A 24,362-nucleotide genomic window follows, 5' to 3' on the forward strand; every position below is an offset into this window, starting at 1 on the left:
CGCGACCGGCTACTTGATGTCGTTGTCCGTGAGCTCGGCGCGGTAGGTCGTGGCGTTGCCGTCAGCCTGCGAGGGGTCGTAGAGGTTGAGGGCAGCGACGTAGAGGGCGGCGCAGGTCGGGAGGTCCTGCTTGTAGGTGACCTCGTTGGGCGCGTGGGCCTGGGACTCGGCGCCAGGGCCAAAGCCGACGCAGGGGATGCCGTAGCGACCCTGGATGGAGACGCAGTTCGTGGAGAAGGTCCACTTGTCGCACAGCGGACGGCCGGCGCGCTTGTCCATGGACTTCTCGCAGCCGATGCGCTCGTCGCCGAAGAGCGCCTTGTGGGCGTCGACGAGGGCCTTGACGTGGGGCGCGGACTCCTTGTTGATCCACGTCGGGAAGTAGGCCTCGGTCTCGTAGACCTCGCCCGTCCAGGACGGACGGTCGTACATGTACATGGAGACCTTGACGTCGTCGCCATACTTCTTGACGGACGGGAGGTTCTCGACCTCGGCGAGGCAGGACTTGTAGGTCTCACCGGCGGTCATGCGGCGGTCGATGGAGATGGCGCAGGAGTCGGCCACGGCGCAGCGGGACGGCGAGGTGTAGAAGATCTGGGAGACGGTGCAGGTGCCGCGGCCCAGGAAGCGGGCGTCCTCGAAGTGCTCGGGGTTATACTTGGGGTCGAGCATCTTGACGAGACCCTTGACGTCGGTGGACTCGTCGCAGCCGTTGTTGTTCAGCTTGCGGACGTCGGCGATGATGTCGGCCATCTTGTAGATGGCGTTGTCGCCGCGCTCGGGAGCGGAGCCGTGGCAGGACGTGCCGTGGACGTCAACGCGGATCTCCATGCGGCCGCGGTGGCCACGATAGATGCCGCCGTCGGTGGGCTCGGTGGAGATGACGAACTCGGGCTTGATGCCGTCGACGTTGTAGATGTACTGCCAGCACATGCCGTCGCAGTCCTCCTCCTGGACCGTGCCGACGACCATGACCTTGTAGCCCTCGGGGATGAGGTCGAGGTCCTTCATCATCTTGGCGGCGTAGGTGGCGCTGGCCATGCCACCCTCCTGGTCGGAGCCGCCGCGGCCACCAATGAGCTGGTCGTCCTCGAAGCCCTCATAGGGGTCGAAGTCCCAGTTGTCGCGATTGCCGATGCCCACGGTGTCGATGTGGGAGTCGATGGCGATGATCTTGTCGCCCTCGCCCATGAAGCCCATGACGTTGCCAAGGCCGTCAACCTTGACCTCGTCGAAGCCGAGCTTCTCCATCTCGGCCTTGATGCAGGCGACGACCTCGCCCTCCTCGCAGGACTCGGACGGGTGGGAGATCATGGCACGCAGGAACGCGGTCATGTCCTTGCCGTAGTCCTGGGCGGTCTTCTTGATGAGATCGTAGTCGAGCTGCTTAGCCATGTCGTGAACCTTTCTGTTCGATGGCCTTCGTTACCTATTGCTTGGGCCGCACGAGCGGCAGTGGTGCCTAGCAGGTGGGGTACTCGCCCTCCCAGACGATGCGGCGGTACTGCTCGGGGTCGGTGTCGCCCTCGGTGGAGAAGCACAGCACGGAGCTCGTCTTGTCCAGGCCGATGGCCTCCTTGAGCTCGGCGTACTCCGGGTCGAGCATGAGGGTCTCGACGAGGCCCGTCGTAACGGCGCCGGACTCGCCGGAGATGACGCGCGGGTCGCCCTTCTCGGGGGCGCCGAGGGTGCGCATGCCGCGGGCGGTCACCCAGTCGGGGCAGGAGACGAACGCGGTCACGTGGTTGCGAAGGATGTCCCAGCCCAGGATGTTGGGCTCGCCGCAGCACAGGCCGGCCATGATGGAGGGCATGTCGCCGTCGACGATGCGCGGGTCTCCGTCACCGGCAGCGGCACCCTTGTACAGGCAGGCTGCGGGGGCGCACTCGGCCACGACGAACGTGGGCGGGTTGTCCGGGAAGAGGTTGGTGAAGTAGCCCACGACGGCACCGGCAAGCGAGCCCACGCCAGCCTGGACGAACACGTGGGTCGGGCGGTTGATGGCCATCTCGCGGAGCTGCTCGGCAGCCTCGGAGGCCATGGTGCCGTAGCCCTCCATGATCCAGGACGGGATCTTCTCGTAGCCCTCCCAGGCGGTGTCCTGCACGATGACGCCACGCTCGCAGGCATCGGCCTCGGCGGCGGCCATGCGGACGCACTCGTCGTAGTTGACCTCCTCGATGGTCACCTTGGCGCCCTCGGCGGCGATGTTGTCAAAGCGAGGCTTCGTGGAGCCCTTGGGCATGTGCACGACGGCCTTCTGGCCGAGCTTGTTGGCGGCCCAGGCAACGCCGCGGCCGTGGTTGCCGTCCGTGGCGGTGAAGAACGTGGCTTGGCCGAAGTCCTTGGCGAGCTGGTCGGAGGTGAGGTAGTCGAACGTGCACTCGGCGACGTCCTTGCCCGTCTCGTCGGCGATGTAGTTGGCCATGGCGAACGATCCGCCGAGCACCTTGAAGGCGTTGAGGCCGAAGCGGTAGGACTCGTCCTTGACGCACAGGTTGCCAAGACCCAGGCGAGCGGCCTGGCCATCGAGGCGTGCGAGCGGCGTCACGGTGTACTGCGGGAAGCTCTTGTGGAAGGCGCGGGCCTTCTTGACGTTGTCGAGCGACATGATGCCCAGGTGCGCATCGTCACTCTTGGGCATGTGGTTGACGGCCCACTGAATCTTCTCGCTCACGTTACCGAGACCTCCTTGGTTGATTGCATTCAACTATTTGTTTGATAACCAAACAAATAGTTTGTTACTCCATATGAAACCACACTTTGTTTTAGATTCAAGGCTAGTTTTACGCCGTCTGGTGAGCGTTGCGAAATCGGCCGCGAGCGTAGGGGGCCAGCGTACGCGCGCAAGCGGCAAACATGCGCATCTGCGCGCTGATTGACATAACGGCAGTGTGCCATGGAACCCCATCGTCACACGAGCGACACATTCGGGTGGTTCGATTGCCTAACAAATTTTTAGGCATGGCACGCTGTCCCCAAAGTGTCAAAGACTTTTTGGCACTCCCCGGGCGAGCGCGGCCTTCTTGCCCGCACCGCAAAAAAAGAAGGGCCGCCCCGGCATGGGACGGCCCTCCAACACAACGACGAGGCTGCTCGGGGAAGAAGCACACCCGCCGACCGTGCATCAGCGAAAGTTACTCCTCGCCCTCCGCGTCACTGTCGGAGACGTGGAGTCTCTTCTCCTCCTCGACGGGCTCGGGAGGCATGAGCAGGTTCAGGACGATGGCCATGATGGCGCAGGGCGTGATGGCGGACGTGCCAAAGATCGTGTTGATCCAGCCAGGCATGCCGGCGCCCGTGAGCGAGCCGGAGACCTGCGCGATACCCAGGCCAAAGGCGACGGACACGCCAAAGATGGTGCACGTGCGCGGCGTGAGGCCGTCCTTCACGAGGATTCGGATGCCGTTGAGCGTAATGGTGCCGAACACGCTGATCGTGGCGCCGCCGATGACAGGCTGCGGAATCATGAGCAGAAGCGCGGAGAGCTTGGGGCACAGGCCGGCGGCCATGAAGACGATGGCGGCGCCGCCGAACACCCAGCGGTTGATGACCTTCGTACTCACGATGATGCCCACGTTCTGACCGAACGCCGAGGTGGGAACGCCGCCGAACAGGGAGGCCAGGATGGAGACGAGGCCCTGGGCCATGATGCCGCCGGAGACCTCGCGGCCCTTGGGCATGCGGTCCATGGAACCGGCCGTGGCCGCGGAGAGGTCACCGATGAGCTGGATGTTCACCATGACGTAGATGATGGCGATCGTGATGCACACGGCAGGGTCGAACTTGAGCTCGAACGGCATGAACGTGGGCAGGGAGAACCAGGCTGCCTCGCCGATGCCGGACGGGTCGATCATGCCGAACGGGATGGAGACGACGCAGCCGATGATGATCGCGAAGAAGATGGAGCCGATCTTGGTGATGCCCTTCGTGAAGTTCGTGAGGCCAAACGTCACGGCGAACGTGATGAGGCCCACGATCCAGTTCATGGCGCTGCCGAAGTTCTCGGTGCCCACACCACCGGCGATGTACTTGATGGCCGTGGGATACAGGCTCACGCCGATGGTGAAGATGACCGTGCCCGTGACGAGCGGTGGGAAGATCCAACGGATCTTGTCATAGAACAGGCTGAACACGATGGCGACGATGCCACCCACCATCTCCGCGCCGAGGATGACGGAGAAGCCGAACTCCACGCCCACTGCCTGCAGGGCCGGCAGGAAGGCGAAGGACGCGCCCGTGAGGATGGGCAGGCCCGAGCCGATGCGCCCAAACAGCGGGAACTGCTGAAGCAGCGTGTCGATGGCAGACAGGATGAGCGCCACCTGGATGATGGCCGTCTCCTGCTCCGCCGTGAAGCCACAGGTGGAGGCGATCATCATCGCGGGCGTGATGACGCCGGCGAACGACGCGAGCACGTGCTGCAAAGACGTGGGGATGAGCGAGCCCAGGGGCGGGAATCCGTCACGCTTGAACAGCGACTTGTCGAGGCCCGCCTCGGCCTGTTGGGTATTGTCCATACATGTTCCTCTCGTGAGGGCGCTCTGGCACGCGCCTGTGGGTGCGGCCCGCCCTTGCCTCGGGGGCCGCCCGCGCATCATCCCCTGACTGGGGCGAAATAACATCCTAAAGAATATTCAGTTGTGCTTACATTTTGTTAGGAAGTCTCAAACCGCACGCCAACGGCTGCATTTTGGGCGCGAGCGGTACCGCGACGGCCAGAATGGGTCCGACCTTGCGCGTATACTCGACGGTGAATGAGATTGAGACAGACACGAGGAGGAGCCCATGCTCGACATGATCAAGGCCGAGGAGGCCCGCGCCATCGCCGCGGAGGCGGACCCCACGAGAGAGACTGCCGCCGCAGACACGCTCTCCAACAACGCCATCAGCTGGGCCATCAGAAACGCCATCCACCGCACCGACACGCGCATCCGCATGTACGCCAAGTTTGGCCGCACCACGCTGTCCGTGAAGTTCGCCCCCAGCGACAACGACCGCGACGGCGAGGGCAACTCGTTCTACAACGACCTCGTGGCCAACAGCAACACGAACGTCGCCGACGCCGTGTGCGACATCATCTACGGCCGCGAGCAGGACCTCATCTCCCCCATCCAGACCGCGCGCATCCTCAACACGTACAGCTCCAGGCTCGCGAAGTTCGTGAACGACCTCCAGCGCCTGGGCTACGAGGTGGAGGTTGGCAACGGGGACGAGAAGGGCAACGGCAAGATCGACAACAACACAATCGTCGTCAAGTGGGCGTAGGCTGGCGAGAGACCTTCCCCTGCCCACTAAACGGGGCGGGCCCGCTCGAGCGTGAGCCGGGCCCGCCTCTTTATTGGCCCTCGCCTACTCCTCGGTTCCGCACTCGCCGTGAACGATCTCGATGGCCTTCTCGACGCCGTCGATTACGTTCTGGTAGCCGGTGCAGCGGCACAGGTGTCCCGAGAGGTTCTTGCGAATCTCGTCTCGGGTGTAGGTCTTGCCGGTGTTGATCATCTCCATGGCGCTCATGATGATGCCAGGGATGCAGAAGCCGCACTGGACGGCGAACTGGTCGATGAACGCCTGCTGGACGGGGTTGAGCGTGCCGTCAGGCGCCTGCAGGCCCTCGACGGTGAGGATGTCCTTGCCCTGAGCCCAGTCCGTGAGGTAGAGGCAGGTGTCTGTGGCCACGCCGTCGATGAGCACGGTGCAGGCACCGCACTCGCCCACCTCGCAGCCGCGCTTGACGCTCGTGAGGCCCAGGCGGTTTCGCAGCGTGTCGAGCAGCGACTCGCGCGGGTCATAGCCCACCTGGACTTCCTTGCCGTTCACCGTGCACTTCAAGATCTTCATGTCCATCACAGATCAGCTCCTCCCCTGCGCGCCGCATAGATGAGGGAGCGCTTTGACATCTCCTTGATGAGCTGCAGGCGGAAGTCCTTGGACGCGCGCCAGCTGTCACGCGGGTTCGTACAAGCCGCCGCGAGCTCGCCGATGCGCCCCACGGCCTTGTGCACGTCTGTGCCACGCACGGCATCCTCGGCCTCGATGGCGCGCATGGGCGTGGGACCGGCAACGCCAAAGGCCAGGCGGATGTCGTCTATCGTGCGCTTGTCAGAGCCAAGCTTCACGAGGCAGCAGCAACCCATGGTCGTGATCTCGAGGGCGTTGCGCTTGCCGTACTTGAAGTAGTAGCCGGTGAAGCCCTCGTAGTGGTCCTTCGGGATGCGAATCTTGACGAGCACCTCGTCGCGCTCCTTGTGGGAGCGGCCGGGCCCGGCGTACCACTCCTCGATGGGGATGGTTCGGGTCCCGCGCACGCTCTGGACGTCGAGCAGGGCGCCGTAGGCAAACAGCGTGGACGCCGAGTCTGCCGAGGTCGCAGCCGTGCAGATGTTGCCGCCGATGGTGCCCGAGACGCGCAGCTGCGGGCCGCCGGGCGTGTCGCACGCCTCGCCGAGCGTAGGCACGGTGGTCTGGATGACGGGGCTCGTCGTGACGTGGTGGAACCACGTGATGGGACCAATCTCCACCGTGCCGTCATCGGCGAGCGTAACGCCATCGAGCTCGTCGGCAAGGCCGTGGATGGAGACGAGGTGCGCCGGAGCGCCCTTGCCCTCGCGCAGCTTCACGAGCACGTCGGTGCCGCCGGCGATGACCTCGGCGGCGGGGTCTGCCGCAAGTGCCTGGCAGGCGTCGGCCACGCTCGTGGCCTCGTAGAGCGATTCGATGTCATACATCTAGATCAGCCCCTCCTTCTTGAAGCCCTCGAAGAGACGCTGGGGCGTCATGGGCTCGACGTAGAACTTGCAGCCCGTGGCATCGAGGATGGCGTCGCGGATGGCCGCGGCCGGCGAGATGGCGGGCGTCTCTCCCACGGCCTTGTTGCCGTAGGGGCCCGTGGGGTCGGGCTTCTCCACGAAGTCCGCCTTGAGGTCGGGCAGGTCCATCGTCGTGGGAATCTTGTAGTCGAGAAGCGTGGGGTTGAGCACGCGGGCCGTCTTGGGGTCAACCTGCAGTTCCTCGAACAGGCCGTAGCCGATGCCCTGTGCCATGCCGCCGTGGATCTGCTGCTCCACGAGCTTGGGGTTGATGAGGCGTCCCGAGTCCTGGACGTTGATGATCTTGTTCACCGTGACCTTGCCAAGCGGCATGTCCACCGTGACGTCGGCGAACGTGCAGCCGCCCGCTATCGAGTTCGTGTGCACGTTGATCGTCTCGTGCGCGTGGAGCTGGTTGGCCGCGCCGAGGTTGTAGTAGGCCTCGAGGGCGAGCTCGGGCAGGGTGCACACGACGTTGCCCACGACGTCAAAGATCTTGTGGTCGCGAAGGCACAGCTCGCCCTGGGCGCTCGGGTGCAGGTAATGGGCGTAGTCGAGGATCTTTCTGCGCAGCGTCTCACCCGCCTTCTTCACGGCCGTGCCCGAGACATAGGTCTGGCGCGACGCATAGGCGCCCGAGTCATAGGGCGTGACGTCGGTGTCCTGGAACGACACGATGTGGACGTCCTCGGTGTCGACGCCGATGGCCTCTGCCGCCATCTGCGAGAAGACCGTGTCCGCACCCTGGCCGATCTCGGTGGCGCCCATCTGAAGCTGGATGGAGCCGTCCTGGTTGAGCGTCACGGCAGCCGTGGCCGTCTCGAGCGCAAAGGGGGCGACGGCCGTCTTGTACACGAAGAACGAGACGCCCACGCCATGGCGGATGGGACCCGTCTCATTGGCATACTCGGCCTTCTTCTTGTCCCACTCGATGTACTCCTTGCCCTTCTCGACGCACTCGGGAATGCCGCAGGTGTGCGCGGCGATGACGCCGCCGGGCGTGAACTCGTCCACGAACTTGTCCGTGTAGACGTTCTTGAGGCGGAACTCGACGCCGTCCCAGCCGTTGTCATAGGCGATGTCGCCCATGAGGCACTCGGCCGCCCAGTTGCCCTCGGGCACGCCATAGGCGCGCATGGCACCCGTGTGCGGGCCGTTCGTGTGGATGGTGTAGGCCTCGGAGTGCGTGGCCACCTCCTGGGTGTGGTACAACCAGCGGAACGAGTTCACGGAGTTGAGCACGAGGGCGTGTCCGTGATGGACGTAGCCGCCGGTGTTGGAGTAGGCCACGATCTTGCGCGCGTGCAGGTTCATCTCGTCATCGTATGAGCACTCGATGTCGAACGTCTTGGGCTGGCGGCCCGACGTGTCCCAGAACAGCTCCTCGCGGGAGAGCTCGAGCTTGACGCAGCGGCCGCCGATCTGCTTGCAGATCCAGGCGTTGAGCGGCTCGTAGTGGACGTCCTGCTTGGTGCCGAAGCCGCCGCCGATGTAGGGCTTGATGACGCGCACGTCTCCCCAGGGGATGCCGAGCGCCTGGCCGATGACGCGGCGCACGACGTGGGGGATCTGCGTGGAGGAGACGCAGACGATCTTGCCGCCTTCCATGTAGCAGTACGAGACGCACGTCTCGATGTGCACCTGGGACTGCTCACGGGACTCCGCATGAATCTTCACGTGGTGGTACTTGGGGTCCTCGAGGGCCTCCTCGACCGTCTTGTAGCCGGCGCGGGCGAGGTCCTCCTCGGAGGTGCGGGCAAGTGAGTGGGCCACGATGTTGTCCGGCTTGCGGTCCTGTACGGGCGGGTTCGTGCCCTTCATGGACTCGAGCGCGTCATAGACGACCGGGTACTCCTCGTACTCCACGTGGATCTTCTTGAGGGCGCGGTCGCAGGCAACCGTGTCCTCACCCACGACTACGGCGATGTTGTCGCCGTAGATGCGCACGCGGTCGTCAAGCAGCTTGCGGTCTGCCTGGTCGCGCTTGGCGGCGGCGCTGTCGGCATACCACGGGTGGCCTGCAACCGGATAGCAGGTGTCGGGCACGTCAAAGCAGGTGAAAACCGCAACGACGCCCGGCTCTTTCTCGGCGTCGGACGTGTCGATGGACACAACGCGCCCGTTGCCGATCGTGGCGTGATAGATCTTTGCCTCGAGGCAGGGCTTGGGGCACAGGTCATCCGTGAACTTGGCGCGTCCCGTCACCTTGTCATATGCGTCGACGCGCACGACGGGGCGACCAACCTCCCTGAGCTTTTCCATGACGCCTCACTCTCAAAAGTTGTCTTGCTTGCAAACAAAATTTTATTACCGCGAGAATCAAGCGTTGGTTCATTACGGTGAGCGGACGGTTTCAGCGCGCAGACGGGTCGGTTGCCAAACATGAAACAACGCCTCTGACCTGGGCGTTATTTGCAAGCGAGTGCAACGAAGTCACGCTGTTCAGCGCACAAGAAAGGGCGCCTCCCCCGATTGCGGGAAGGCGCCCAGACACTTTGAGGCGAGCGTTGATGCGGAAGGACTACAGGCCGGACTTGATGGTCTCGACCTCGTCGTCGGTCAGGAAGGTGTCGGCCTTGATCTGCTCGGTGTACTCGGCGACCTTGTCCTGGACGTCCTGGGAGACGGCGTCGGAGTACTTGCCGAGGGAAACGCCACCGTTCTCGATGTTGGCCTCGATGACCTTGCCGCTGCCAAAGGAGCCGTCCTCGATGGCGCTCATGGCCTCGCCCATCTTCCAGTCGGTAACGGTGGAGGTGACCACGCAGGGGTGGTCGGAGCCACAGAGGTCGATCGGCTGAGCGATGTTGAAGTGCGTGTCGGCGCCGGCGCTCTCGAGGGCCTGGCGCACGCCACCGTCAACGGCGGAGGCGTCGCACCACATGACGTCGACGTTGTCCGTGCCAATCCAGGACTCGGTGAGCTTCACGCCGGCGGAGGCGTCGGAGAAGCCGGCCTCGAAGTTGTAGACGCCCTTGACGGCGGAGTTGACCTTCTGGGCGGCCGCGAGGTAGGCGGAGTACTTCGTGAGCGTCGTGGGGATGCGCATGCCCCCAACGAAGCCGATGCAGTTGGACTTGGTCATGAGGCCGGCGACGACACCCGCGAGCGAACCGGCCTGCTTGAGGTTGACCTGGACGGTCTCGAGGTTGTCGAGCGTCTCGTAGTCGGCGAGGTCGGTCGTGGGGTCGGTGTTGGTCATGAGGAAGTGCACGTTGGGGTGAGACTCGGCGGCCTCGGCGACGACCTCTGCCCAGTCGGAGCAGAACTCGTTGCCCGCGGCGATGATGAGGTCGACGTCCTGGTCGACGTAGGACTGGGCGGCCGTGGCGGCATCGGCGGAGGCGGTGTTCTCCTTGGGCTCGAGCATCTCCCACTTGGAGTTCTCCTCGCAGGCCTTCTGCAGCGACTCGTAGTGGCCCTGGCCCCAGCCGCCGTCAAGCGCCGGACCGGAGATGACGAGGGCGACCTTGTAGCTGTCCTTGGCCTCGCCGCTGGCGGCGTCGGAGCCGCCGTCGGAGGAGCCACCGCAGCCAACGAGCGAAAGCGCGGCTGCAGCCGTGGCGGCACCGGCGCCGAGCTTGATGGCATCGCGGCGGCTGACGAGCTTGTGGTTCTTCATGGAATCCCCTTCCCTTAATATGTCCGCACATAATAGCGGACCCGGATGAAAAGGGGACCGAGCCGAAGCAAGTCCGACTCGGTCCCTTGCTACCTAAACGCTATGTGAGAGAGCTTAGAGGCCCTTCTCGATTGCCTCGACGTCCGCGTCGCTGATGAACGAGCCAGCCTTGATCTGGTCTGAGTACTCGGCGATCTTGTCCTGGACGTCCTGGGAGACCTTGTCGGAGAACTTGCCGAGCGTGATGCCACCGTTGTCCATGTTGCCGGTGATGGCAACTCCGCCACCGAACTTGCCGGACTCGATCTCATCCATGGCCTGGCCGATCATCCAGTCGGTGATCGTGGAGGTGATGACGGTGGGCTGGTCATCGCCCACGGCGTCGATGGGCTGGGCGATGTCGAAGTGGGTGTCGGCCCCGGCGTTCTGGAGAGCCTGGCGCACGCCGTTGTCAACCGCGGAGGCGTCGCCCCACATGACGTCGACGTTGTTGGAGGCAATCCACTGCTCGGCGAGCTTGGTGCCCAGGGAGGCATCGGTGAAGCCGGCCTCGAAGTTGTACTGACCCGTGATGGAGGCGTCGATCTTCTGAGCGGCGGCGAGGTAGGCGGCGTACTTCTTTGTCGTGGACGGGAGCTTCATGCCGCCGATGAAGCCGATGCTCTTCGTCTGGGTCATGAGACCGGCGACGACGCCGGCCAGCGCGCCCGTCTGGACGAAGTCAGGCAGCACGGTCTCGACGTGGTCGAGGTTCTCGTAATCGCCCATCTCGGCCTCAGGGTCGGTGTTGGTGATGAGGAAGTTGACGTTGGGGTGCTCGTCTGCCGCGCTGGCGACGACCTCTGCCCAGTCGGAGGCAAACTGGTTGCCGTTGCCGATGATGAGGTCGACGTCCTGGTCGACGTAGGTCTGGGCGGCGGTGGCGGCGTCCGCGTCCGCCGTGTTCTCCTTGGGCTCGAGCATCTCCCAGTTGGGGTGCTCGTCGATGGCGCGCTTGAGGGACTCGTAGTGGCCCTGGTCCCAGCCGCCGTCGGTGGTGATGCCGCTCATGATCATGGCGACCTTGTACTTCTTGTCGCCGGAGTCTCCGGTGGAGGCGGCAGAGCTGTCACCAGAGCCGCCGCAGCCGGCCAGCGCCACGGTCAGGGCAGCTGCCCCGCCAAGGCCAAGGGCCTGACGCCTGTTGAGCATGACTCGGGACTGGGACTTCTTGGACTCACTCATGTTGGTCTTTCCTTTCCCACTCGTCCGGGCGCACCGATGCGCCCGCCTTCCCGTGCAAAGCACTACGACTACCTGATACCCAGCTTTAAGGAAGCTGACACCTCACATCTTGCCATGGCGGGCAATTTAACCTCTGCCCGCCATGGCACAGAAACTCTAGCGAGACTCGCGGAAGTACGGCTGGCCGCTCGCCTTGGGGCCGGCGTGCTTGGAGCCAAAGAAGATGAGCGCGATGATCGTGAAGATGTAGGGGATCATCTTGAAGAACATGACCGGGGCGGCCTGGAACTGGGCCTGCAGGGCCACGTTGAGGCCATCGAAGAAGCCGAACAGAAGGCTCGCGCCCATGACGCCCACGGCGCTCCAGCGACCGAAGATGACGGTGGCCAGCGCGATGAAGCCGCGGCCCATCACGATGCCGTCCGTGTAGATCGGCGTGTAGCACAGCGTGAGGAACGCGCCGCCGGCGGCCGCGAGAGCGCCGCACACGATGCAGGCCACGTACTTGGTGCGCACGACGTTGATGCCGAGCGTCTCGGCGGCCTGCGGGTTCTCGCCCACGGAGCGCCAGGACAGGCCAGCACGGCAGCGCTTGAAGAAGAACGACACCACAGGCACAAGCAGGAACGCAAGGTAGGCAAGAAGCGTCTGGTTGAACAGGCCGTTGCCTATGACGGGGATGCTCGAGAGGCCCGGGATGGCAAGGCTGGGCATCTGGCTGCCCGTGGCGTTGGCGGGGTTGGCGCCCACGAACAGGTTGTAGCCAAACAGCGCCACGGCAGGGGCCAGGATGTTGATTGCCATACTCGTGACCGTCTGGTCAGAGCAGAGCTTGACCGTGCAGAAGGCGTAGATCATGTTGATGAGCACGCCGGCGGCCATGCCCGCGAGAAGTCCCAGCCACAGGCTGCCCGTGACCTTGCCGACCGCGAACGCCACGAACGCGCCGACGGCCATGATGCCCTCGAGGCCGATGTTGACGAGACCGGCACGCTCGGAGAAGACCTCGCCGAGAGCCGCGAGCAGGATGGGCACGGCGCCCATCGCCATCGCCTTGACGATGGTGGGAAGCGCAACCATGAAGTCCATTACGCGTTCACCTCAGCTTTCTTGTTCTTGCCAAGGTTGGCGATGATCGCCTTGACCTTGGGCAGCTTCACCATGGCCAGACCCGCGACGGCGAAGATGATGATCAGGCCGCGGACGATGTCGACGATGGCCGTGGGCACGCCGATGACGGACTGCATCATCGTGCCGCCCGTGGACAGGATGCCGAACAGCAGGGCGACGAAGATGGCGGCGATGGGGTTGAGCTGCGCGATGAGCGCGATAGCCACACCGTCAAAGCCAAAGCCGGAGCCAAAGCCGTCGGCCAGGCGGAACGGGGTCTTGCCGAGCAGCTCCACGGCGCCGCCGAGGCCGGCGACAGCGCCGGAGATCACGAAGGCAAGCAGCACGAGGGCGCGCACGGGAAAGCCGTTGACCTTCGAGGCGGTGGGGCTGAGGCCCACGGCGCGAATCTTGAAGCCGAAGGACGTACGGAAGATCACGTACCACAGGAAGACGCCGAGCAGGATCGCGATGATGACGCCGCAGTGGGCCGTGCCCACGTCCATGAGGTGCGTCGACTTGGGCATGGCGAGCGTCTTGGGCAGTCCCTGGTCGGAGAAGACGTTCTTGAAGATGTACTCCATGAAGTACATGGCGATGTAGTTGAGCATGATCGTGGTGATCATCTCGTTGAGGCCACGCGTGATCTTCATGATGCCCGGGAGCAGCGCCCAGATGCCACCGACCACGATGCCGGCGATGAGGCCGAGCAGCAGGCCCATGGGACCGGTGAGGTTAAGGCCGAGGACGACCGTCGCGGTGGCGCAGCCGCCCATGATGAACTGGCCCTCGCCGCCAAGGTTGAACACGCCGCACTTGTAGGCAAAGACGGCGGCCAGGCCCGTGAAGATGAGCGGGCACGCGCGCTCGAGCGTCTTGCCGATCTTGCCCATGTCACCGAGCGAGCCCTGCAGCATGGCCGCATAGCCCTGGATGGGATTCTTGCCCAGGCACGCGATCACGATGGCACCCACGATGAGGGCGAGCAGCACCGAGACGACGGGCGTCAGCAGTGCAATCCTCTTCTCGCGCAGCTGCTCGGGGGTAGCCGCGGCCTTCTTGGCCTTCGTCTGCTTCTTGTTGTCAGCCACTGTTCCTCCCCTCCTACTTTCCTGCCATGGCGAGCGAGATCTCCTTGATGGGAGGATTCGCGCCAGGATACGTTCCCATGACCTCTCCCTCGAACAGGACCGTGATCCTGTCGGAGAGCTTCAGCACCTCGTCGAAGTCGGCCGAGATGAGCAGCACCGCACAACCGGCATCGCGCTGGGCGATGATCTGGTTGTGGATGAACTCGGTGGCGCCGATGTCCAGGCCGCGCGTGGGGTAGACGGCCACGAGCAGCTTGGGGTGGGAGTCGAGCTCACGGGCGAGGATGACCTTCTGCTGGTTGCCGCCGGAAAGCGAGCGGGCCGTCTGGTTGACGGAGGTGCAGCGGATGTCGTTCTCGTCCTTGAGCTGCTCGGCGTACTCGTGGATGGCGTCGAGCTTGAGCCACGCGCCGTGGCCGGCGGAGAAGCGCTCGGAGTTCGTCTGCTTGAGCACGAGGTTCTCGGCGATCGTCATGTCGCCGACGAGGCCCATCTTGTTGCGGTCCTCGGGGATGTTGCCCAGTCCCGTCTCGATGAAGGCACTCGGGCTGAACAGCGCGATCTTGTTGCCGTCCGGGCCGACGACCTCGCCGCCCTCGGGCTTGAGCATGCCCGTGACGAGCGCGGCGAGCTCGGACTGGCCGTTGCCGTCGATGCCTGCCACACCCAGGACCTCGCCCTTGTGGATCTGCATGGAGATGTTCTTGAGGCCACCGTGCTTGACCTCGGGGTGGTAGGAGACGCCCTTGAGCTCGAAGGCGACGTCACCGGGCGTCTCGACCTTCTCGTAGGTGTTCTCGGTGAACTTCTGGCCGATCATGAGGTCGGCGAGCTCCTGCTCGGTGGTGTCTGCCACGCGCAGGGTGTCGATCATCTCTCCGCGGCGGAGCACCGTGACGCGGTCGGAGATGTGCATGACCTCGCGCATCTTGTGGGAGATGAAGATGATGGACTTACCCTCGGCCGTGAGGGAGTGCATGATGTCGAACAGGCCCTCGACCTCCAGGTCGGTGAGCACGGCGGTGGGCTCGTCGAGAATGACGAGGTCGGCGCCGCGGAACAGGACCTTCATGATCTCGACGCGCTGCTGCATGCCGATGGACATGTCGCCGACCTTCTCGTCAAGGTCGATCTCCATGCCGTAGCGGTCCATGAGTTCCTCGATCGTCTTGCGATCGTCAGCGATCTGGAGCAGCGGGCTGTTGTGGCGCTTGTCGCCCAGGATGATGTTCTCGAGGCCCGTCATGTCCTCGATGAGCATGAAGTGCTGGTGGACCATGCCGATGCCGTGCTCGACGGCCACGCCCGGGCTGGAGATGTTCACCTCCTGGCCGCGAATGTAGATCTTGCCCTCTGTGGGCGTGTAGAGCCCGATGAGGACGTTCATGAGCGTGGACTTGCCAGCGCCGTTCTCGCCCAGAAGCGTGTGGACCTCGCCTTGCTCGATCGTGAGGTTCACGTTCTTGTTAGCGTAGAACGAACCGAAGCACTTGCTGACGTTCTCCATCCTCAGCAACTCGGCCATACGTACCACCTTTCGATGTTCCCCGCCTGCACCGCGCTCGCGGTGCCCTCCCCTCTCCTACCCGTGCGGTCAAGCGGGCTCGATCGTTGCCTCTGCCGCACGAGTCAGAACAGCCAAACTCAAAGGAGCTTCCCTCTCGTGGCACCACCGAGAGGCGGCGGCGCCGGAATTTCCGTTCCCAGAGTAACCCGACATGCATACGGATTGGTTAACTGTCTGGTGAGAAAAAGTTACTACAAACTTGCAGGTAGGCTTACATTCTTTCAGTTTCCGCCGCTCATACGGCCTGTTTTGTCCGGTGGACGGTTAGGCGTTTCGCGCTCTCATTTTTTGAAATAACGTCTAGCTGGGAAAGCTCCAGGTGCCGTTTTTTCGACCTGACAATAAACGATTTTCGGTATAAGGACTTTTTATTGGCGCCAAAGTGTGTGCCAAGCAGGTTCGCGAGCATCCCAGACGACAAAAGGGGTCCGGACGGTTTGGTCCGGACCCCTCGCTGGCATGGCCCAAAGGTCTTTGACACCTTGGGGAAGCGCCTTTGGGCAGACAGTCGCTAGTCGCGGCCGAGGCGGTGGCTGTAGTAGGTGTCTGCCAAGGGCAGGTTGGGTCGCAGCCTGCCGTCGAGCGCGTGGTAGGCGTTCTGGACGGCCGGCGCCGTGGGGATCGTGGCGATCTCGCCGATGCCCTTGCCGCCGTAGGCCACGGGCAGCTGCTCGTCCTTCTCCACGTAGATGGCATGGATCTGGGGGATGTCGGTGGAGCGCAGGAGCCCGAGCGTGCCGTACTTGACCTGCGGCACGCAGTCCTTGAGCGGCCACTGCTCGGTGAGCGCGTATCCCATGCCCATGAGCACGCCGCCCTCGATCTGGCCCTGGATGGCGATGGGGTTGATGACGCGGCCCGAGTCGTGCGCGGCGTAGACCTGCTCGACTCTGCCCTCGTCGTCGAGGATAACGACGTGCGTGGCAAAGCCGTAGCAGATGTGGCTCTTGGGGTTGGGCACGTCCGCGCCCAGCTTGTCGGTCTTCTCGAGGTACTCGTAGTAGAACTCGTGCCCCTCGAGGGCGCGCAGGGCCTCGGCGGGATGCTTGGGATGCACGGCGTGTCCCGGCGTGAGCTGCTCGGCGCTCACCTCGAAGGTGGTGCCGTCGGCGAACTCGTGGGTGACGCCGTCTCCCTTGGCACTCACGCGATCGTCGCACACGGCCTCGCCGCGCTCGATGGCAAGCATGGCGTCACGCAGCAGGAACGCCGCGCCGCGCACGGCCTCGCCGGTGACGACGGTCTGACGCGAGCCAGACGTGGTGCCAGAGTCAGGCGCCGCCTCCGTTGAGCACTCGCCGTTTGCGATGCACGAGAGGGGCAGGCCGCACGCCTCGGCAACGTCCTGGAGAAACACGGTGTTGCAGCCCTGGCCGATGTCGGAGGTCGCGGCGTAGATGACGGCGCGGCCGTCCTCGACGCGGATGTTGCAGCGGCCCGCGTCCGGCAGGCCCACGCCCACGCCGGCGTTCTTCATGGAGCAGGCGATGCCCGCGTGTCCCGGGTGCGCGTAGTAGACGTCCCTCACGGCCTCGAGCGTCTCCTTGAGGGCCGTGGAGCAGTCCGCGATCTGGCCGTTGGGCAGGACCTCACCCGGCTCGATGGCATTGCGATAGCGAATCTCCCACGGGTCGATGCCGGCCTTCTCGGCCAGGACGTCGATGAGACTCTCCAGGGCGAACTCGGACTGGCACACGCCAAAGCCACGGAAGGCGCCCGCGGGCGGGTTGTTGGTATAGTAGCCGTATCCGCGGATGTCGGTGTTCTGGTACTTGTAGGGGCCCACGGAGTGCGTGCAGGCGCGCTCGAGGACAGGTCCGCACAGGCTTGCGTAGGCGCCCGTGTCAAAGTTGATCTCGCAGTCCAGGCCGGTGAAGTTGCCGTCCTTGTCGCAGCCGAGCGTGAACGTTGCGTCCATGGCGTGGCGCTTGGGATGGAAGTAGAGCGACTCCTGGCGCGAGAAGCGGCACTTGACGGGACGTCCGAACTTGTAGGCGGCGAGGGCCGCGAGATGCTGGCAGGAGACGTCCTCCTTGCCACCGAAGCCGCCGCCCACGAGCATCGTCTCGACGACGACGCGCTCGGGCGTGTCGTCCCAGCCGAACATGTGCGCGCACTCCTTGCGCGTGTCGTAGGCGCCCTGGTCGGTGGACCAGATCTTGACACCGTCCTTGTAGGGGGCGGCCACGGCGCACTCCGGCTCGAGGAAGGCGTGCTCCGTGAACGGCGTGGTGAAGCGCTGGGTCACGGTGTAGGCGGACTCGGCAAGGGCCTTCGCGGCGTCTCCGCGCGTGACGTGACGGCTCTGGCAGACGTTGTCCGCAAGCTCGACGGTGTTGCCGAACGCAAAGAAGCTGTCGTGGATGCGAGGCGCGTCGGGCGCCTTTGCCTCCTCGATGGATCGGACGGGCTCGAGCGGCTCGTACTCGACCTTGACGAGCTTCTTGGCACGCTCGAGGGTCTTTGCGTCCTCGGCGACGACGAGCGCGACGGCATCTCCCAAGCAGCGGGTGATGTCTCCCTCGGCAATCATGACGTCCCAGTCCTGGATGAGGTGGCCCACCTGGTTGTGTGGCACGTCGGCGGCCGTGAGCACGCCCACGACGCCGGGAAGCGCCTCGGCCTTGCTCGCATCAATGGACAGGACGCGGGCGCGCGGGTACTTGGACCGCACGGCCGACGCGTAGCTGAGACCGGGGAAGTCCTGCTCGGTCATGTCATCGGGGTACTTGCCAAAACCCAGCACCTTGCGGCGCACGTCGACGCGGAAGATCTGCTCGCCCACCGCGTAGTTGTCGCCACGCTCGGCGGACGGGTCGATCTGCTCGTCTCCGCGCAGTATGGCGGCGGCGCGCTTGATGCCCACGAGGATGCGCTTGTAGCCGGTGCAGCGGCAGACGTTGCCCTTGATGGCCTGGGAGATCTCCAGGTCGGTGGGGTCGGGCGTGCGGCGGCACAGGGCAGCGCCCGCCATGACCATGCCCGGGATGCAGAAGCCGCACTGGACGGCGCCGGCTGCGCCGAACGCATAGACGAACGCCTCCTGCTCGCGCTCCGTGAGACCCTCGATGGTGACGATGTCGTGGCCCTGGGCGAGCTTGGTGGTGAGGACGCACGACTTCACGGCCCGGTTGTCAACGATGATCGTGCACGTGCCGCACGCACCCTCCGAGCAGCCGTCCTTGACGCTCGTGAGATGAAGGTCATCGCGCAGGTAGCGGAGGATCGACTTGTTCTCGGACGTGACGTAGTCGCGGCCGTTGATGTGCAGCGTGTACTCGGCAGCCATGTCTTGCCTCCCCTACCTCTCGGCCACGATGCCGAACGCATCGCGGATGACGTTTCTTGGACACTTGGTGGCGCACATGCCGCAGGAGATGCAATGCGACCAGTCGATGACGGCATGGTTGTCTGTCACGTGGATGGCGCCGGCCGGGCAGGCACGCTCGCAGGCACCGCAGGCAACGCAGCTGTTGTCGCACACGAGGCGGGCGTCGGAGCCCTTCTCGGTGTTGGAGCAGCGCGCCGTGATGGTGAACTCGCGCTCGACGAGCTGGATGATACCCTGCTCGCAGGAGCGCGCGCACAGTCCGCACCCGATGCAGGCGGACGCGTCAACGACGGCGACGCCGCGCTCGTTGATGTGGATGGCGTTCTTGCGGCACACGCCCACGCACGTGCCGCAGCCGATGCAGCCCTGCTTGCAACCCTGCAGGTCGCAGCCGCCGTTGCACATGACGACCGCGACGGGGCGGGGCTTTCTCGGACGGGTGGCCGCGGGTCTCGCGGTCTTATGCTTGTTGTTGTCGTAGGCCATGTCCTTGGCCTTTCGTTTCTCGCGGGGCGCCTGCGTGGCCGGGCGCGGAGCCCAGGCCCCGCAGGCACCCGAATGACATAGGGGGAACCTCCCGACGGGAAACCGGGCGGGCGCGGGAGGAACGCCCGCCCGGATGGGGCCACTCGCCTACTTGGCGAGCAGGTAGCCGTAGTTGTCGCGCACGGCGCGAATCGTGAGTCGCACGTCCTCAGGCAGGCCGCAGTTGGCGTCGTCGACGTCATAGGCGCCCGTGCCGGAGGCGAGGCGAACGAGGAAGGAGCCGTCGGCCTGGGGCAGGAAGCCGCGGTTCTCGGAGGCGCCCATGTCCTCGGCGCTCCAGAACAGGGTGAGCTTGTCCTTGAACGGACGGCCCTCCCATGGGCAGAACACGGCGCAGTTGCCGCACTCGTTGCACATGCCGTCCACGTGGATGACCTGGTGCTGGGCCAGGCCCGGAACGTCGATGGCGACGTTGGCGCGGTTGGGGCAGACGTCGCAGCACACCTCGCAGACCTTGGCGCAGCCCAGGCAGCGGCTGTGCGCGAGCGGGGCGGCCTCGGTGGAAAGCGTGCCCTTGCGCTCGTAGCACTGCTCGACCGACGCCGCGGCGTTGGCCTCGGCGTAGGCGTTGAAGTCGGCGCCGAGCATGTCGCGGGCCACGGCCTGCGCGTCGGCGATGGCCTCGACAAAGGTCGCGGGGCCTCGGCGGCAGTCACCGGCGGCCCAGACGCCGTCCACGCCCGTGGCGGTGCCAGCAGGGCGACCCTTGCGGTCGACCTCGACGCCGGCGGAGGCATAGACCCCGCCCTCGATGTGCTCGCCCACGGCGCAGATCACGGCCGTGGCCGGGACCTCGACGGTCTCACCGGTGGCAACGGGGCGCTGGCGGCCGGACTCGTCGGGCTCGCCGAGCCTCATGACGTCGCAGGTGAGCTTGCCGTCCGCCACGCCCTTGGGGGCGAGAAGCTCGCAGAACTCGACGCCGTCTGCCAGCGCCTCCTGCAGCTCGTCCTCGTCGGCGGGCATGAAGCGCTTCGTGCGGCGGTAGACGATGCGCACGTTCTCGACGCCCGGCAGGCGCTTGGCCACGCGGGCGGCGTCCATGGCGGTGTTTCCGGCGCCCACGATCACGATGTCGGAGCCAAGCGCGGAGAGGTCCTCGCCGTCCTTGGCGGCACGCAGGAACTCAAGGACGTCATGCTCCTCGCCGTACTCGAGGCCCACGTGGCCCGGCGCCCAGGCGCCCACGCAGACCACGACGTCCGTGTAGCCCTCGGCCTTGAGCTCATCGACGCTCTTGACCTCGCGTCCCAGCTCGACCTTTGCGCCAAAGGCCAGGCAGAGCTGCTCGTCGGCGTCGATGTCGTTGTGGGAGATGCGAAACTCCGGGATGACGTGGCGCGCCACGCCGCCGAGGCGGTTCGTGCGCTCGATGATGGTGACGTCGGCGCCGGCGCGCGTGAGGAAGAACGCCGTCGCGAGGCCGGCCGGGCCGCCGCCGACGACGGCGACGCGCTTGTCGGAGCTGCCGGCGGGCTTGGCGGCCTTGAGCTCGGCGAGGACCTCGTCAAAGCCACCGCGGGCGGCCTTGAGCTTGCTGGTGCGGATCTGGGCGCCCTCTGCCTCGTAGAAGGCGCGCTCGCACTTGGCACCGCAGGGGTGCGGGCAGAGGTTGCCGGTGATGTGGGGCAGAGCGTTTCTGCTCACGATGATGCGCAGGGCCTCGGCGAGGTTGCCCTCGTCGACGGCGTGCAGGTAGGCCGGGATGTCCTGCTGGATGGGGCAGCCGGAGCGGCACGGGGCCGTGAAGCAGCTCGTGAGCGGCAGCGGGGCGCTCACCTTGTGGGGCTTGGCCGGCTTGATGGGCTTGTGGTACAGCGAGCTTTCCGTGGCCTTCTCGCCCAGGGCGGTGACGGCGGCCACGTCGACGTCCTCGCGACGCTCCATGCCCTCAAGGATGTGCGCGATCTGGCTGAAGCGCTCGTAGCCGCCGGGCTTGAGCACCGTGGTGGCCATGGTGATGGGCCAGATGCCCGCGGCGTACAGGTCATGGATGTTGCGGGCGTCGGCGCCGCCGGAGTAGCTGATGCGCAGCTTGCCGTCGAACTCGGCTGAGATGCGGCGTGCCACCTCGACCGTAAGCGGGAACAGCGAGCGGCCGGACATGTACATCTCCTCGCTCGGCAGCTCCGAGCGCGTGACATCGACGGGGAACGTGTTCGTGAGCTTCACGCCAAAGGCGAGGCCGTGGCTCGCGGCGAGGTCGATGAGGCGGCGCATCATCGGGACGGCGTCCTCCCACTGCAGGTCCTCGACGAAGTGCTTGTCGTCGAAGGCGATGTAGTCGAAGCCCAGCTCGTTGAGGCGCGCGCGGGCGTAGTCATACCCAAGCAGCGTGGGGTTGCACTTGATGTAGGTGTTGAGGCCCTTCTCGCAGATAAGGTAGGTGGCGATGCGCTCGATCTCTGCCGGAGGGCAGCCGTGGAGCGTGGACTCGGTGACCGAGGTGGAGACGTGCGGGCTCACGGAGTTCACGAACTCGGCGTCGACGTGCTCGAAGCGGTCGAGGTTGGCGAGCGCCCAGTCGCGGCACTCGGCCCACACGGCCGTGTTGCTCGCGTCCTTCATGGACTCGATGTAGTTGTCGACCTTGGCGCTCTTGATGCCCTCGAGGTCGTAGCCCACGCTCATGTTGAAGACGAAGCCGTCAGCCGCACCCAGCCCAAGCTCGCGCGACAGCAGCTTGCAGGCCCACCAGGCCTTTACGTACTCGTTGAGCGCCTGGCTAACCTCAAGCTCGGTGGACCACTCGCAGTTGTAGCACTCGTCCTCGGCCACGATGCAGGGCTTGTTGACGCACGCGGACAGCTCGGCGCCGTCCATGACCTGCACGGTCTTGACCTCGAAGAAGCGGGACCCCGCCACGTAGGAGGCAACGATGTTCTGCGCGAGCTGGCTGTTGGGGCCGGCAGCCGGGCCAAACGGCGACTCGATCTTCTCGTTGAAGATGGGGTCGGCGCCGCCCTCGTGGCGCACGATCTTGCGCACGCCGAATACGCTGCCGAGGTTGGCGTGCTCGGTGAGGATCCAGTCCATCATCTGTGCGAACGGGATCGGCCTCATGATGTCGCTCATGTCTGAGCTCCTCTCCTGCCCCGTCGAGACCGCGCGACGAGGGCGAGATGTGTTACGCGCGAGGCATGCCGCCCCGTGCGCGACGGCCCCGCGGAGGCCGTCTGCCGCGTCCGCGCTCCCCGGCGCGGACGCGGTGCGGCGGCACCGGACTCGCCGGCACCGCCAACGGGGACGCCATGGGGGCGCCCCCGGAGAAAACCTAGTAGGTGCGGTGGTTCAGCGTGCCCCACAGCTTCTTGGACTGCTCGAGCGTCCAGGCGTTGATGCGCTCCTCGTCAAAGGCCACGAACTCGCGGTCCTTGTAGAGCACCCGGCCGTTCACAATCGTGGTGCGGCAGTTCTTGCCCATCATGCCGAACAGCATGTGGCCGTCGATGTTGTCGCCGGAGAAGGGCGTGAACACCGGGTAGTCCATCACGATGACGTCTGCGGCGGCACCCGGCGCGAGCTTGCCGAACGTGCGCCCGAAGTACTTGGAGGCCATCGCGTAGTTGTTCTTGAACAGCATCGTCATGGCCTCGCCCCAGCCCACATTGGGCATGGCGGCGTTATGGCGCTGGATGACGAGGAAGACCTTGAGGCTCTCGAGCATGTCATGGGTGTAGGCGTCCGTGCCCATGCAGACGGGGATGCCGCGGCGCATGAACTCGAGCACGGGGGCGCAGCCCACAGCGTTGCCCATGTTAGACTCGGGGTTGTTCACGAGCCAGGTGCCGGAGTCCTTGATGATGTCCATCTCGGCGGGCGTCACGTGGATGCAGTGGCCGAGCATGGTGTCGGGGCCAAGCAGGTTGTGCTGCAGCAGGCGCTCGACGGGCGGGATGCCGCCGCGATTCTTGCGGGAGTCCCAGACGTCGTTCATGCCCTCGCAGACGTGGATGTGGAAGCCCGTGAGGCCGTCGTTGGCCTCGGCCATCTTGTCCATCGTCTCGTCGGAGAGCGTGAAGGTGGCGTGGCCGCCGAACATGGCGGCGATCATCGTGTCGTTGTCCTTCTCGCGCGCGTCGTGAGCCCAGCGGGCGAACTCGGCGTTCTCGGCGATCGACTGGTCACGCTTCTCCGGGCCACGGCGGTCGGAGACCTCGTAGCACAGGCAGGAGCGCATGCCGAGCTCGGCCGCGACGTCCTTGATGGCAAACAGGGAGCCCGGGATCTCGCAGAAGCTCGCGTGGTGGTCGAAGATCGTGGTGACGCCGTCTCGCAGCGAGTCGAGGATCGTGGCGTAGGCGCTGGCGCGCGTGCCGTCGAGCGTGAGGTTGTCGTCGATCTTCCACCACTGCTGCTCGAGGTTCTCGAGGAAGTTCGTGGGGTTGCAGCCATCGATGGCAAGGCCGCGGGCAAGGCCCGAGTAGATGTGGGTGTGGCAGTTCACGAGACCCGGCATGATGACGCCGCCATGGGCGTCGACGTACTCGTAGCCGGGGTTGGCGGCCTTGAGCTCGGCCTCGTCGCCGACGGCAACGATGGTGTCGCCGTCGATGGCAACCGCGCCGTGCTCGAGGTAAGGCTTCTCGGCGTCTCGGGTGATGACGCGACCATTGCCGACAATAAGCATGGTGCTCCCTTCATCGTCGCAGGCGGGGGTTAACGCCTTCGACAGCTGTCCTGTGAGCTCGCGCGCCGCATCTGCCGGTGGCGGGTCCTCCCCCGCTCTCGCGCGTGCGGCCCCAAGGTTCGACCGCCTATGCCAATTGTCCCCGCAGACGCAGGAAACGCACCATGGTCTTAGCTTAACGGCATATGGCAAACAGAATGTTATCGAACCTAACTATTTGTAATAACTGCATGTTTATGGCGAAATACGGGCATGCTGCGAAATTATTACTAATCGGTGAACGGTAGTGCGCGAACATGTTGGGCACCGCGAGTTAGCTGCGGTTTCGTTGCGCACGCACGAGAACAACGCCGCCGGGCACGGCCGAGGCAAAAAGACGGGCCCCGCACGAGCGAGGCCCGCAAGGGCAGACGGTGACAGTTTGACCCCGCC

At 65.1% G+C, this 24,362-nt stretch carries 16 protein-coding genes; 1 reads left to right on the forward strand and 15 read right to left on the reverse strand.

Going from position 1 to position 24,362, the window contains the following annotated elements; all coding sequences use genetic code 11:
• Window positions 1-9 precede the first annotated feature (9 nt).
• The 3 genes from Pcatena_RS04950 to Pcatena_RS04960 all read right to left on the reverse strand — a co-directional run bounded on the left by Pcatena_RS04950 (window position 10) and on the right by Pcatena_RS04960 (window position 4,520).
• A complete protein-coding gene (locus Pcatena_RS04950; RefSeq protein WP_126422179.1) occupies window positions 10-1,395 on the reverse strand; it encodes a YgeY family selenium metabolism-linked hydrolase in 1,386 nt (461 codons plus the stop codon).
• Window positions 1,396-1,462: 67 nt separating this feature from the next.
• Complete coding sequence (gene dpaL / locus Pcatena_RS04955; protein WP_126422182.1) at window positions 1,463-2,677, reverse strand: diaminopropionate ammonia-lyase; 1,215 nt, start codon at window positions 2,675-2,677, stop codon at window positions 1,463-1,465.
• 460 nt (window positions 2,678-3,137) lie between these two features.
• Window positions 3,138-4,520, reverse strand: coding sequence for a uracil-xanthine permease family protein (locus tag Pcatena_RS04960; RefSeq protein ID WP_126422184.1), 1,383 nt, complete (start codon window positions 4,518-4,520; stop codon window positions 3,138-3,140).
• A 268-nt stretch (window positions 4,521-4,788) separates the two neighbouring features.
• Between Pcatena_RS04960 and Pcatena_RS04965 the strand changes: the two genes are divergently transcribed.
• Complete coding sequence (locus Pcatena_RS04965; RefSeq protein WP_229059495.1) at window positions 4,789-5,268, forward strand: hypothetical protein; 480 nt, start codon at window positions 4,789-4,791, stop codon at window positions 5,266-5,268.
• 84 nt (window positions 5,269-5,352) lie between these two features.
• On the opposite strand, the gene xdhC is transcribed toward Pcatena_RS04965, so the two are convergent.
• From xdhC to ssnA, 12 genes are all read right to left on the reverse strand, one after another.
• Entirely contained in the window at window positions 5,353-5,847 is a 495-nt protein-coding gene (gene xdhC / locus Pcatena_RS04970) for a xanthine dehydrogenase subunit XdhC (protein WP_126423425.1), read from the reverse strand.
• On the reverse strand, window positions 5,847-6,728 hold the full coding sequence (xdhB, locus tag Pcatena_RS04975; RefSeq protein WP_126422186.1) for a xanthine dehydrogenase subunit XdhB: 882 nt from the start codon (window positions 6,726-6,728) through the stop codon (window positions 5,847-5,849). The genes xdhC and xdhB overlap by 1 nt, the downstream gene beginning before the upstream one ends.
• Window positions 6,729-9,071, reverse strand: coding sequence for a xanthine dehydrogenase subunit XdhA (gene xdhA / locus Pcatena_RS04980; protein WP_126422188.1), 2,343 nt, complete (start codon window positions 9,069-9,071; stop codon window positions 6,729-6,731).
• Between the two features lie 259 nt (window positions 9,072-9,330).
• The gene (locus Pcatena_RS04985; RefSeq protein ID WP_126422190.1) at window positions 9,331-10,431 is read right to left on the reverse strand and encodes a BMP family lipoprotein; all 1,101 of its coding nucleotides are present in this window, start codon (window positions 10,429-10,431) and stop codon (window positions 9,331-9,333) included.
• A gap of 114 nt (window positions 10,432-10,545) precedes the next feature.
• Entirely contained in the window at window positions 10,546-11,655 is a 1,110-nt protein-coding gene (locus Pcatena_RS04990) for a BMP family lipoprotein (RefSeq protein ID WP_126422192.1), read from the reverse strand.
• Between the two features lie 156 nt (window positions 11,656-11,811).
• A complete protein-coding gene (locus tag Pcatena_RS04995) occupies window positions 11,812-12,744 on the reverse strand; it encodes an ABC transporter permease (RefSeq protein ID WP_126422194.1) in 933 nt (310 codons plus the stop codon).
• Window positions 12,744-13,856 (reverse strand): ABC transporter permease, encoded by a 1,113-nt coding sequence (locus Pcatena_RS05000; RefSeq protein WP_198433387.1) that lies wholly within the window; start codon window positions 13,854-13,856, stop codon window positions 12,744-12,746. The genes Pcatena_RS04995 and Pcatena_RS05000 overlap by 1 nt, the downstream gene beginning before the upstream one ends.
• Window positions 13,857-13,869: 13 nt before the next feature.
• The gene (locus Pcatena_RS05005) at window positions 13,870-15,381 is read right to left on the reverse strand and encodes an ABC transporter ATP-binding protein (RefSeq protein WP_126422196.1); all 1,512 of its coding nucleotides are present in this window, start codon (window positions 15,379-15,381) and stop codon (window positions 13,870-13,872) included.
• 553 nt (window positions 15,382-15,934) lie between these two features.
• The gene (gene xdh / locus Pcatena_RS05010; RefSeq protein WP_126422198.1) at window positions 15,935-18,712 is read right to left on the reverse strand and encodes a selenium-dependent xanthine dehydrogenase; all 2,778 of its coding nucleotides are present in this window, start codon (window positions 18,710-18,712) and stop codon (window positions 15,935-15,937) included.
• Between the two features lie 12 nt (window positions 18,713-18,724).
• On the reverse strand, window positions 18,725-19,240 hold the full coding sequence (locus Pcatena_RS05015; RefSeq protein ID WP_126422200.1) for a 4Fe-4S binding protein: 516 nt from the start codon (window positions 19,238-19,240) through the stop codon (window positions 18,725-18,727).
• Between the two features lie 147 nt (window positions 19,241-19,387).
• Complete coding sequence (gene ygfK, locus Pcatena_RS05020) at window positions 19,388-22,375, reverse strand: putative selenate reductase subunit YgfK (protein WP_126422202.1); 2,988 nt, start codon at window positions 22,373-22,375, stop codon at window positions 19,388-19,390.
• Window positions 22,376-22,574: 199 nt separating this feature from the next.
• On the reverse strand, window positions 22,575-23,930 hold the full coding sequence (gene ssnA, locus Pcatena_RS05025) for a putative aminohydrolase SsnA (protein ID WP_126422204.1): 1,356 nt from the start codon (window positions 23,928-23,930) through the stop codon (window positions 22,575-22,577).
• Between the last annotated feature and the right edge of the window lie 432 nt (window positions 23,931-24,362).

Source organism: Parolsenella catena, from assembly GCF_003966955.1.
Taxonomy (GTDB): domain Bacteria; phylum Actinomycetota; class Coriobacteriia; order Coriobacteriales; family Atopobiaceae; genus Parolsenella; species Parolsenella catena.